Source organism: Methylobacterium sp. GC_Met_2, from assembly GCF_026540795.1.
Taxonomy (GTDB): Bacteria; Pseudomonadota; Alphaproteobacteria; order Rhizobiales; family Beijerinckiaceae; genus Methylobacterium.
In genome coordinates, this window is record NZ_JALNUM010000165.1 from 1 (window position 1) to 10,658 (window position 10,658).

Annotated in this window: 12 protein-coding genes; 7 read left to right on the top strand and 5 right to left on the bottom strand. The window is 70.9% G+C overall.

Going from position 1 to position 10,658, the window contains the following annotated elements:
• From cheB to OXS49_RS30955, 7 genes are all read left to right on the top strand, one after another.
• On the top strand, positions 1-1,095 hold a 1,095-nt coding region (gene cheB / locus OXS49_RS30925), incomplete at its 5' end, for a chemotaxis-specific protein-glutamate methyltransferase CheB (RefSeq protein ID WP_267428416.1).
• Positions 1,092-1,958, top strand: coding sequence for a protein-glutamate O-methyltransferase CheR (locus OXS49_RS30930; RefSeq protein WP_267428417.1), 867 nt, complete (start codon positions 1,092-1,094; stop codon positions 1,956-1,958). The genes cheB and OXS49_RS30930, both read left to right, overlap by 4 nt.
• Positions 1,959-2,456: 498 nt before the next feature.
• The gene (locus OXS49_RS30935; protein WP_267428418.1) at positions 2,457-2,894 is read left to right on the top strand and encodes a hypothetical protein; all 438 of its coding nucleotides are present in this window, start codon (positions 2,457-2,459) and stop codon (positions 2,892-2,894) included.
• Positions 2,854-3,423: a hypothetical protein gene (locus OXS49_RS30940; RefSeq protein WP_267428419.1), complete on the top strand. Its 570-nt coding sequence runs from the start codon at positions 2,854-2,856 to the stop codon at positions 3,421-3,423. Before OXS49_RS30935 ends, OXS49_RS30940 begins: the two co-directional genes overlap by 41 nt.
• Before the next feature lie 210 nt (positions 3,424-3,633).
• Positions 3,634-4,245, top strand: coding sequence for a hypothetical protein (locus OXS49_RS30945; protein ID WP_267428420.1), 612 nt, complete (start codon positions 3,634-3,636; stop codon positions 4,243-4,245).
• A gap of 133 nt (positions 4,246-4,378) precedes the next feature.
• A complete protein-coding gene (locus tag OXS49_RS30950) occupies positions 4,379-5,395 on the top strand; it encodes an asparaginase (protein WP_267428421.1) in 1,017 nt (338 codons plus the stop codon).
• Positions 5,396-5,573: 178 nt separating this feature from the next.
• Positions 5,574-6,107 carry an isochorismatase family protein gene (locus OXS49_RS30955; protein WP_267428422.1) on the top strand — a complete coding sequence of 178 codons (534 nt, stop codon included), beginning with the start codon at positions 5,574-5,576 and terminating at the stop codon, positions 6,105-6,107.
• 6 nt (positions 6,108-6,113) lie between these two features.
• On the opposite strand, the gene OXS49_RS30960 is transcribed toward OXS49_RS30955, so the two are convergent.
• From OXS49_RS30960 to OXS49_RS30980, 5 genes are all read right to left on the bottom strand, one after another.
• Entirely contained in the window at positions 6,114-6,710 is a 597-nt protein-coding gene (locus tag OXS49_RS30960) for a sigma-70 family RNA polymerase sigma factor (protein ID WP_244001783.1), read from the bottom strand.
• Complete coding sequence (locus OXS49_RS30965; protein ID WP_267428423.1) at positions 6,707-6,949, bottom strand: NepR family anti-sigma factor; 243 nt, start codon at positions 6,947-6,949, stop codon at positions 6,707-6,709. The genes OXS49_RS30960 and OXS49_RS30965 overlap by 4 nt, the downstream gene beginning before the upstream one ends.
• Before the next feature lie 694 nt (positions 6,950-7,643).
• Positions 7,644-8,183, bottom strand: a complete 540-nt coding sequence (locus tag OXS49_RS30970) for a cytochrome c (RefSeq protein ID WP_244001787.1) — start codon at positions 8,181-8,183, stop codon at positions 7,644-7,646.
• Positions 8,170-9,411: a sulfite dehydrogenase gene (gene soxC / locus OXS49_RS30975; RefSeq protein ID WP_267428424.1), complete on the bottom strand. Its 1,242-nt coding sequence runs from the start codon at positions 9,409-9,411 to the stop codon at positions 8,170-8,172. The genes OXS49_RS30970 and soxC overlap by 14 nt, the downstream gene beginning before the upstream one ends.
• Before the next feature lie 64 nt (positions 9,412-9,475).
• Entirely contained in the window at positions 9,476-10,576 is a 1,101-nt protein-coding gene (locus OXS49_RS30980) for a putative sulfate exporter family transporter (protein ID WP_267428425.1), read from the bottom strand.
• Positions 10,577-10,658: the final 82 nt, after the last annotated feature.

The following is a 10,658-nucleotide window of genomic DNA, read 5'->3' on the forward strand; positions in this document are numbered from 1 at the left end:
GTGGTGCGCGGCCTCGTGGCCCGCTGGATCGGCGAGGCCGGCTTCACGCTGGTCGGCACCGCCTCCAACGGGCGGATCGCCATCGAAATGATGGCCAAGCACGATCCGGACGTGGTCCTGCTCGACATCGAGATGCCGGAACTCGACGGCACGACCGCGCTACCGCGCATGCTGGCCATGAGCCCGAGCGTGCAGGTCGTCATGATGTCGACGCTGACCACGCGCAACGCCGACATCTCGCTGAAATGCCTCGCCCTCGGGGCGGTGGACTACATCGCCAAGCCCGAGAGCAGCCGCGGCGTCACCACCTCGGACGTGTTCCGGGCCGAGCTGATCGAGCGCGTGCGCGTGTTCGGTGCGGCCCGGGCCCGGATCCGGCGCCCGGCCTCCGCCCTCGCGCCGGCGGCCCATCCGGCGCCCGCCGCCCCCGTGGCGGCGCATGCGGCCCCAGCCGCGCCGCGCGCGCCGACACCTTTCACCCTGCGGCCGAAGGTTCGCAGCCGCACGGCGCCCCGCGCCCTGCTGATCGGCTCCTCCACGGGCGGGCCCCGGGCGGTGGGCGAGATGCTGGAAGGGATCGGCGCGGCGACGCTCCGACGCCTGCCGGTTCTGATCGTGCAGCACATGCCGCCGATCTTCACCGCGGTGTTCGCCGAGCACCTGACGACCCGCACCGGAATCCAGGCCGCCGAGGGCAAGCCCGACGAGCGGGTCGAGCCCGGCCGGATCTATGTCGCCCCGGGCGGCCGCCACATGGGCCTCGTGGCGGGCCCGAACGGACCCATCATCAAGCTGACCGACGGGCCGCCGGTGAATTTCTGCCGGCCGGCGGTCGACGTTCTGTTCAAGGACGCGGCGGTCCTGTTCGGCGCCGCCACCGTCACCGTGATCCTCACCGGCATGGGCTCGGACGGCACCAACGGTGCCCGGGCGCTCACCGACGCCGGCGGCCCGGTCCTGGCCCAGGACGAGGCGACCAGCACGGTCTGGGGGATGCCGGGCAGCGTCGCCCGGGCCGGCCTCGCCGAGGCGGTCCTGCCGCTGCCGGACCTCGCGACGGCTCTGCGCGCCATAATCACGGGTCAGCCGGCATGACCGAACTCGAATTCGAATTCCTGCGCGGCTTCCTCAAGCAGCGCTCCGGCCTCGCGCTGACCGCCGAGAAGCGCTACCTCGTGGAGAGCCGGCTGACCCCGATCTGCCGCCGCTGCGGGCTCGGAAGCCTTGGCGAGCTGATCAGCGCGCTCAAGCTCGGCCGGAATGGGGCGCTGGAGCGGAGCGTGGTCGAGGCGATGACCACGAACGAGACCTTCTTCTTCCGCGACCGGATCCCGTTCGACCTGTTCCGCGACACGCTGCTGCCGGAGGCGCTGATCCGCAATGCCAGCCGCCGCCGGCTTCGGATCTGGTGCGCGGCCTCCTCCACGGGCCAGGAGCCGTACTCGCTCGCCATGCTGCTGCAGGAGGCGGCGCCCCGGATGCCGGGCTGGCAGGTCGAGATCGTGGCCACCGATATTTCCACCGAGGTGATCGAGAAGGCCAAGGCCGGGCTCTACAGCCATTTCGAGGTCCAGCGCGGCCTGCCGGTGCAGTGGCTGATCAAGTACTTCAATCAGGTCGGCGAGCAGTGGCAGATCGCCCAGAGTTTGCGCAACATGGTGGATTACCGCCAGCTCAACCTGCTGCAAAGCTTCACGATGCTCGGCCAGTTCGACATCATCTACTGTCGCAACGTGCTGATTTACTTCGACGCGCCGACGAAATCGGACGTGCTGGCGCGGCTCGCCGCCCAGCTCGCGCCGGAGGGGGCTCTGCTTCTGGGCGCGGCCGAGACGGTGATCGGGCTGACCGACCGGCTCGCGCCCCATCCGAAGCATCGCGGCCTGTACACGCACGCCGCGCCGACGGTGCGCCTGGGCGAGACGGCGGCGCCGCTGCGCGTGGCCGCAGGCGTCTGACGAACCGCAGACGATCACGATCGGACGACGACGTGGACGGTCATAGGTTGCTTGCGCGGCTGCTGCTTCTGCTTGCCGGTTCGGTCCTGACCTGCATGTCGACCGCATCGGCGATGGAGTGCGCGGGTTTCGACTGCGGTCGAGGCGATCATCTGCGCGGATCCGGGACTGGCGGAGGCCGATCAACGGCTCAACGCGGCGTACAAGCGCGCGGTCTCGGTCCGCGACGATCACAAGAGGATCACGGAGGATCAGCGCTTCTGGCTCAAGGCGACGCGTGATCGCTGTCGCGATGCGGCCTGCCTCGAAGAGGCCTATCGGGAGAGGCTGGCCCGCATCAAGAGCACGGTCGCGTGCGCCAATCCTGCCGATCCGAAGCCTGCCGATCCGAAGCCTGCCGATCCGTTCGAGGCGTTGACCTGCTCGGCCAACAATGCGGCGGATCTCGGACGGCTGGTCGCCACCCGGATGAATGCGTGGCGCCCCTACCTGACCCTCTTGAACGATTTTCCCCGCGACGCCGCCGAGGCCGAACGACAATGGGATGCGGTCGTCAAGGCGAACGCTGCCGATCCCGGTCCCCAGTGCCGAACGCTCGATTGCAAGCGCGCCGAGGCGGCCAGAAGGCTGGAAGAGGTCACCTTTCCAAAGGACGTCGTCGAGCGGTTTCTCGCTTGGCTCGATGGGAGCGGCCGCCGCTCGCCGTTCCTTGATCCCGACCTCTGGGTGCTGGATGCATCCCGCGCCGAACCGCTCTGGGCCCGGAGGAACGGCCAGATCGTTTATTACGGCGATCTGCCGGATTGGCTGCGCTCGGAGATCTTCGAGCGGCCGCCGTCAGCCGCCCTTCCTCGACCGGCGGCTGACGGCGGCCGAGGCCTTCAACCTGCGCTGGATGGTGGCGCCGGTCGATCCCGTAGCGACACCCAAGGATGAGGCGATCGCCGGCCTCACGATCTCGGCGATGGACAGTGTCCGGATCGACGCAGGCGGCTCCGCGAAATGCAGCGCCAACCCGCTGACCGGCGCGGTCTGGGTCCGGACGGCGTTTCCGTCGCCGGGTGAAAGCGCTTACGAAGGGCGCTCGTTCAGGATCGTCACCCTGCGGCCGAAGCCGGTGGAGCGGCAGACGCCGGCCTGCGCCCTGGACGACGGCGAGCCCGACCCGTTCTTCGGCGGGTCGACCTATACGTCCGATATCGTGATCGCCGACATCCTCGGTGGGCCGTTCATTCGACCGGATGGGGATTTCTGGCTGAAGCTCGACACCGATCGATGGCTGCGGTTCCGCCGCGACATGACCAGCGACGCGAGACCGGCCGCCCCCCGATTCCTCATCCTCTCCAAGGAGGCGTTCGACACGCTCGTTACGCGGAGCACGACATTCGGACAGTTGGCCGAGGCGCTCCGGGCGCGCGTCCCGGCCGGTTCCGGGCCGGAGGCGGGAAAGGCCGCCACGCCCTGAGTGAATCCTGTCGGCAGGGCCTGTTCGATCGATCCGCCGAGCCGAACGCATCGCGCTTTTCCAATGGAGCGGTCGAAACCGCTCCGGACGATGTCACAACCACCTCAATTGCAGATTCGCCGGGAAACGCATCCTTAAGGACTACGTGGGTAAATTGCACACGGACCCGCCGCCGGTCGACTCCGGCAGTTCCGTGCCCCGAGCGTTTCCATGAGCAGCATCAGTTCCACCACGGCGTCGCAGCTCTACGCGCCGCGACGGTCGACCCAGGACAGCCCGCAGACACGGATGGCCGACACGATCAGCAGCGCGCTGTCGGCCGGCACCCTCAGCAGCACCGACGCCACTGCCCTGACCAGCGCCCTGTCGTCGATCGACTCCGGCCTGTCGGCGGACCGCGCGAACGCCAGCAGCGGCACCGAGGCCAAGCTCGACCCGTCCTCCATGAAGGACCGGGTCGACAGCCTGATCGCCGATCAAGTCAGCAGCGGCAGCCTGACCGACGATCAGGCCACCGAGCTGAAGACCCTGTTCGCCAGCCACGGCCGGAGCACCCAGACCGCCGACGCAGCGGATGGAGGCGTCTCGGGTGCGGGCGGCCCGCCGCCGGGACCCCCGCCGGGCTCGCCGCCCCCCGACGGCGCCTCCGGCAGCGGCACCTCCGGTTCGTCGAGCAGCGCCGACACGTCGTCGACCAACGATCTCCTGGCCGGCTTCCTCCAGCAACTCCAGAACAGCCAGTCGCCCAGCGTCGGCTACGGGGCGAGCGGCAGCAGCGGCAGCTCCCGCATCTCGGCCCTACTGGTCGACTTCCGGAGCTGACGCGGTCGCCTCCCGGCGCTGCGCCCATCGTCCGGCGCATCGCCCGCCTGCGCCGGGCGGGGTCGACCGGGGCCTCGCGCCGCGGCATCGTCCACCCGCATTCGCGAGGCCGGGGACGGCCGGGAGGCTCGGCATGGCGGCAGGGATGATGGCGGAACGCGGGCTGCCCAAGGTCGCCTTCATCGGGACCGGCGGCACGATCGCGTCCCTCGGGCGCGACGCCCTCGACATCCTCGACTACGGTGCCACCGGCCGGCGCCTGGAGGCCGGCGGCATCCTGGCGGCGGTCCCGGAGCTGGCAAGCGTGGCCGCGATGGTGCCGGTCCCGTTCCAGGCGGTGCCGAGCCCGGCGATCGGCTTCGCCGAATGGCGCGCCCTCGTCGGCCTGTGCGCGCGCCTTGCGGCCGATCACCCGGACCTCGCCGTCATCGGCCACGGCACCGCCACCCTGGAGGAGACCGCCTACGCACTCAGCCTCACCCTGACGGTCGACCTGCCGGTGGTGCTGGTGGGCTCGCAGCGCCCGATGAGCGCGCTGTCGACCGATGCCAAGCTCAACCTCGTGGCGGCGGTGCGCACCGCGGCGGCGCCCGAATCCCGCGGACGCGGCGTCCTCGTGGTGCTCAATGACGAGATCCAGGCGGCCCGCGAGGTGACCAAGACCTCGGTGGCCCGGCTCCAGACCTTCCGGACGCCGGATTTCGGGGTGCTCGGCCAGGTCGACGGCGATCATGTCCGGTACTACCGGCGCTCCGAGCGCGCGCACGCGCCGGGCACGCCCTTCGACATCCGGGATCTGACCGCGCTGCCGCGGGTCGACATCGCCTATGGCTACGCCGATGCCGACGGCACCGCCGTGCGGGCGTTCCGGGCCGCGGGGGCACGGGGCCTCGTCGCGGCGGGGCTCGCCCCGGGCATGGTCCCGCCCGGCGAGGCCGAGGCCCTGGAGGCTGCGGCCGCTGCCGGGATCGTTGTGGTGATGTCGACCCGGGCCGGGAGCGGCGTGGTGCCCCTGTCCACCCGCTTGCGCGAGCGTGGCATCCTCAGCGCCGACAATCTGACCCCGCAGAAGGCCCGGATCCTCCTCGCCCTGGCGCTGACCGTCACGGCGGAGCCGGAGGCGGTGGCGCGCCTGTTCACTACGTACTGAAAGCCTGCTCTGCTCGGGATTCCACAGGGCCAGCCCTTTGGCGGGTTCTCAGGGCAGAGCCCTGAGATCTGGCCCCGAGATGTTCACCAGGGCACTGCCCCGGACCCGCGAAAGGTCCCGACCTTTCGAAACCAGGACTCGATCCCATCAAACAGGCTCTGAGAGTTTGTCGCGACCGATGCCGCTGATTGACCCCGCCCGCTCCGTACTCCTCGTCATCGACGTCCAGGTCCGGCTGATGCCGGCCATCGCGGCGGGCGCCGAGGTGATCGCCAACACCGGCCGTCTCGCCGCCGCCGCGAAACTCGTCGCCGTGCCGGTGCTGGTCACCGAGCAGAATGCCGGGGGCCTCGGGACGACGGTGCCGGAGCTCGCCCCCGAGCCCGGGACGGCCATTCCGAAGATGAGCTTCGGCGCCGTGCAGGCCCCGGGCTTTCTCGACCGCCTGCCGGACGACCACGATTGCGTGGTGACCGGCTGCGAGGCGCATATCTGCGTGCTGCAGACCGTCATCGGCCTGCGGGAGGCCGGCCGCCGCGTTTACGTGGTTGCTGACGCGGTCGGTTCCCGCAAGACCGGGAACCGGGACGCAGGGCTCGCCCGGATGGCGGCCCACGGCGCCGAGATCGTCACCACCGAGATGGTGGTGTTCGAGTGGCTCGGCACCGCCCGGCATCCGCGCTTCCGTGAGGTCGTCCGGCTGATCAAGTGAGGCCGCTCAGCCCCCGTCGAGCGCCGCCCGGGTCTGCGCGTCGGTGCCGATATCGTCCGTCCCCTCCATGCCCAGCGCCTCGATCAGCCGGACCCGGGCCCGGCTGACCCGGCTCTTGATCGTGCCGACCGCGACGCCGCAGATCGCCGCCGCCTCCTCGTAGGTGAAGCTCTGGGCGCCGACCAGGACCAGCGCCTCGCGCTGGGCGGCCGGGAGCTGGTTCAGGGCGCTCTGGAACTGCGCCATCTCCATCCGGACCTCCTGCTCGGGCAGGCTGGTCAGCCGGCCGGCATGGACCCCGTCGGCATCCTCGACCTCGCGCTTGCGCTTGCGCTGCTCCGAGTAGAACAGGTTGCGCAGGATCGTGAACAGCCACGCCGTGAGGTTGGTGCCCCGGCGGAAGCTCGCGGCGTTGATCCAGGCCCGGACCAGCGTGTCCTGCACGAGGTCGTCCGAGCGGTCGAAATCATAGGTCAGCGAGAACGCGAAGGCCCGCAGGGCCGGGATCGCGCCCAGCAGGAGGTCGCGCATCTCGGGGTCGGCGCCCGTCGGGGCCGCGCCGGTTCCACTCCCCGCGGGAACGGCTTGGAGCATCAGGGTCATGGCTGGGCCTCCGTGTCGGCGAGGGCGTCGAGGAGCGTCAGGAGCCGGTCCGGGACCGGAAGGGACAGGACGTCCGCGTAGTGCAGGCGCAGGCCGCGCCCGATCCGCTCCCGGGCTGCAGCATCGATCTCGCGTTGACGCGCGCAGGGGCGTTGTCGCGAGGGGAACGCAACGACCGACCCGGCCGTCTCGGCCCGCGCGGCGCTGGGGACCGCCCGCTCGTCTTTGCTCCCTGACATGTGGTTGCACCCCGTGCCGTGCGCGATGCGGCCCCGCGGGGTCCTGCGCTTCACCGTGCCGATCCGGGGACGGGCTACGGTGAGACGCATCTCATCGCCTTCGGATGGCGCTGGTAGGCGCTCCGGATTTAATCGGTTCTGAATTATACATTCAGGGAACTTTAATCTTCAAATGGCCCAGCTTGCCTCAGGTTTTTCAAATTATGTCTGCAGTTACAATTCAGAAATACTGGTCTATAGCTTGGCTGTGACGAATATCGGACCCGCTGCCTGAACGGTGGATGAGCAGTGCGAACGATCCCGGTTTGGCGCCTCGCTCCTCCGACGGCTTGACTGTTCAAACATCTCAGGCCTGAGCGCAGGTTCCTCCTCTCTCCCCACGCGCGGGGAGAGGCCCGCACGGACCCCGTCGTCCGGGCGGGAAGCGAAGGCTAAGCCGCAGCGGCGGTGCGGGGGCGATTCCGGAGGGGCTCGCCTGAACCGCCCCTCACCCTCGGCTGCCGCCTCGCCGCGCTCCCCGACGAGGGGGAGACGCGGCCCTCTCCCCGCAGGCGGGGCGAGGGGTTCTCCGTCCCTACGCCGGCGCTCAAGCCATCCGGCGTTGTGTGAATCCGCAAGCCCGCAGAGGGGCGAGGGAGGGGCGTCGGGTGCTGGCCAGCGCTCTCGATAAGCGCCCAGGAGTCACAGCCCCCCGTCAGCGGACGTCCGGCCGGGGATCCGGGACGAAGCCGTCGCGGTTCGGCATCCGCACCGCGGCCAGCGCCTGGGCGTCGAGCACCGCCTCGTCCGGCACGAGACCGTTCAGGTTCAGGATGTAGGCCGAGACCGCATAGACGTCGTCGGTGCTGAGCGATTCCGGGGCGTTCATCGGCATGGCCCGGCGGATATAGTCGAACAGGGTCGGCGCGTAGGGCCAGAAGCTGCCGACCGTCTTGAGCGGCTTGGCCGAGGCCAGGCTGCCCCGGCCGCCGACCAGCGGATCGCCGATCCCGCCCTCGCCGCGGGCCCCGTGGCAGGACGCGCACTGCGCCGCGAACACGTCCCGGCCGTGGGCGACGCTGCCGCTGCCCGGGGGCAGCTTCCGGCCGTCGCGGTCGATGTCGATGTCCCAGGCGGCGATCTCGGCCGCGGTGGCGGCCCGGCCGATGCCGTAGCGCTCCGCGGCCCGCCCCGCGCCGACGGAGCCCAGCAGGAGCAATGCAGCCGCGAGCACGCGGGTGTTACGCGTAGCCATTGCTCACCTCGCCGCTGCCCGCGATGCGCCAGGGCACGGTCGCATTGTTGTGGTAGAAGGACTTAAGCCCGCGCACGGCGGTCAGATCCGAAAAGCTCGGCTGCACGTAGCCGGTCTCGTCGACCGCCCGGCTCATGATGGTCGTTGGCTGGCCGTCCCAGGTCCAGGGCAGGCGGAAGCGTGTCAGCGCCCGGGTCAGGACCGGCTCCTGCAGCGCCGCGTCCTGCCAGGTCCGGCCCCCGTCGGTCGTGACCTGCACGCCCCGGATCTTGCCGCGCCCGGTCCAGGCGATGCCGCTGATCTCGTGGAAGCCGGGGGCGATCCGCTGGGTGCCGGAGGGCCGGGTGATGATCGACTTCGCCTCCATCAGGAAGGTGAATTGCCGCGCCGTGCCGTCCGGCATGGAATCCGTGTACTTCGACGTCTCCTCGCGGGAATAGGCCGGCTCCGCCGTCACGTTGAGGCGGCGCAGCCATTTCACGTTCATGTTGCCCTCGAAGCCGGGCAGGAGCACCCGCAGCGGGTAGCCCTGCTGCGGTCGCAGCCGTTCGCCGTTCTGGCTGTAGACCAGCAGCGCATCGTCCAGGCACTTGTCGATCGGGATGCTGCGGGTGAGGGCGGCTGCGTCGGCCCCCTCGGCCACGACCCATTGCGCCTCCGGCTTGAGCCCGGCCTCGCGCAACACCGTGGCGAGGCGCACGCCGGTCCACTCGGCGCAGCTGACGAGGCCGACGAGGTCCGAGGCCGTCTTGCCCTTGATCGCCTCGAAGCCCGGATTGCCCGAGCATTCGAGGAAGTAGATGTGCGATTCCGACGGGAAGCGGCGGATGTCGTCCATCGTCAGGATCAGCGGCGTCTCGACGAGCCCGTGGATCATCAGCCGGTGCCGGGCGGGGTCGATGTCGGGGATGCCGCCGTGGTGGCGCTCGTAGAACAGGCCGTTCGGCGTCAGGATGCCGTCGAGCTCCTGGAGCGGCGTGCGGCTCGACGCGGAGGTGTACTGCTTGAGGCCCTTGGGCACGTTGCGGATCACGTCCGCCTCGAAGCGCGAGGGCGTGCCGTAGGTCTGGCTGCCGACATCGGCGCCGGGGGTCTTCATCCCGTCCGGGATGGCGGGGGGCGCCGCCTCCTCCGCCCGGGCGCGTCCGCCCACGAGGGCCGCCGCCGCGGCCGCGCCCTGGACGAGGAAGCGCCGCCGGGCCGGCGGATCGTCGGAATCGCGCGTCATCGCTCGTCGCTCCAGTCGCTCGGTCGGCCCCCCGGGGGAGGATACTGGGTCGGCCAGCCGGCGCCTACCGGATCGCGAGCCCGTGGATGAGGCAGAGGCTCACCGCGACGAGGACGGCGAGCGAGGCGGTGACCGCCAGGGTCACGCGGCCGCCCACCCGGGCCAGCACGCGGACATCGACGCCGAGGCCGAGCGCCGCCATGGACAGGATCGTGAGCACGCCCGCGAGCTGGGTCAGCGGCTTCACGGCGGCGTCCGGCACGAGACCCAGCGAGCGCAGGGTGGCGAGCGCCAGGAAGCCGAGGATGAACCACGGCACCAGCTTGGTCAGCCCGGGCCGGGCCGGCGCGGGACGGGGGCCGGAGGGGTCGGTGGCCGCCTGCGGCAGCCGGGGGGCGATCAGCGAGAACGCCACCACCACGGGGCCGAGCATCAGCACGCGCACGAGCTTCACCAGGGTACCGACCTGGGTCGAGAGCAGGCTCACCGGCACGGTGGCGGCCAGCACCTGCGGCACGGCGTAGACCGTGAGGCCCGCGAGCACGCCGTACTGATTGTCGCTCAGGCCCGCCAGCGGCACGAACAGCGGCAGGCCGAGCACCATCAGCACGCCGAGGACGGCCGTGAACGCGATCGCGGCGGCGATGTCCTTCGGCTCGGCACCGATGACGGGGGCCACCGCGGCAATCGCCGAGTTGCCGCAGATGGCGTTGCCGCAGGCCACCAGGATCGCCATCCGGGCCGGCAGGCCGAGCGTCCGGCAGATCGCCACGCTCGCCGCGATGCCGATCACCACGGTACCGACGATGCCGGCCAGCAGCGCCGGGCCGGAGGCGAGGATCGCCCCGAGGCTCAGCGAGGCGCCGAGCAGCACCACGGCGACCTCGAGGAGCTGCTTGGCCGAGAACGCGATGCCGGTGCGGAAGCGCGCGTCCGGCGTCCAGGCGGTGCGCACCGCGATGCCGAGCAGGATCGCGAGCACCAGGGCCTCGACGTAGGGATGGCCGGTCGCCCGCTCCTCCAGCGCCTGCGCGGCCATCGCCACGGCGGTGATCGCCGCGCACAGGCCGATGCCGGGCAGGTGCGCGGTGCCGAGGCCGGACCCGGCAGCCGGGCGGGATGCGGCCGCGCTGGAGGGTGTTTTCGAGGAGGCGTCAGTGCTCATGACGGTCGCTCCCGGAGAACAGGCGGTCGGCTCCGTGCATCTCCCTCCCCCCTCTGCGGGGGAGGGTGGCCCCCAAAGGGGG

What these genes read in the sequence shown, in the direction of transcription:
- OXS49_RS30930 (WP_267428417.1), top strand. Translation starts at nt 1,092, where the DNA reads ATGACCGAACTCGAATTCGAATTCCTGCGCGGCTTCCTCAAGCAGCGC.
- OXS49_RS30940 (WP_267428419.1), top strand. Translation starts at nt 2,854, where the DNA reads ATGGTGGCGCCGGTCGATCCCGTAGCGACACCCAAGGATGAGGCGATC.
- OXS49_RS30945 (WP_267428420.1), top strand. Translation starts at nt 3,634, where the DNA reads ATGAGCAGCATCAGTTCCACCACGGCGTCGCAGCTCTACGCGCCGCGA.
- OXS49_RS30950 (WP_267428421.1), top strand. Translation starts at nt 4,379, where the DNA reads ATGGCGGCAGGGATGATGGCGGAACGCGGGCTGCCCAAGGTCGCCTTC.
- OXS49_RS30955 (WP_267428422.1), top strand. Translation starts at nt 5,574, where the DNA reads ATGCCGCTGATTGACCCCGCCCGCTCCGTACTCCTCGTCATCGACGTC.
- OXS49_RS30960 (WP_244001783.1), bottom strand. Translation starts at nt 6,710, where the DNA reads ATGACCCTGATGCTCCAAGCCGTTCCCGCGGGGAGTGGAACCGGCGCG.
- OXS49_RS30965 (WP_267428423.1), bottom strand. Translation starts at nt 6,949, where the DNA reads ATGTCAGGGAGCAAAGACGAGCGGGCGGTCCCCAGCGCCGCGCGGGCC.
- OXS49_RS30970 (WP_244001787.1), bottom strand. Translation starts at nt 8,183, where the DNA reads ATGGCTACGCGTAACACCCGCGTGCTCGCGGCTGCATTGCTCCTGCTG.
- soxC (WP_267428424.1), bottom strand. Translation starts at nt 9,411, where the DNA reads ATGACGCGCGATTCCGACGATCCGCCGGCCCGGCGGCGCTTCCTCGTC.
- OXS49_RS30980 (WP_267428425.1), bottom strand. Translation starts at nt 10,576, where the DNA reads ATGAGCACTGACGCCTCCTCGAAAACACCCTCCAGCGCGGCCGCATCC.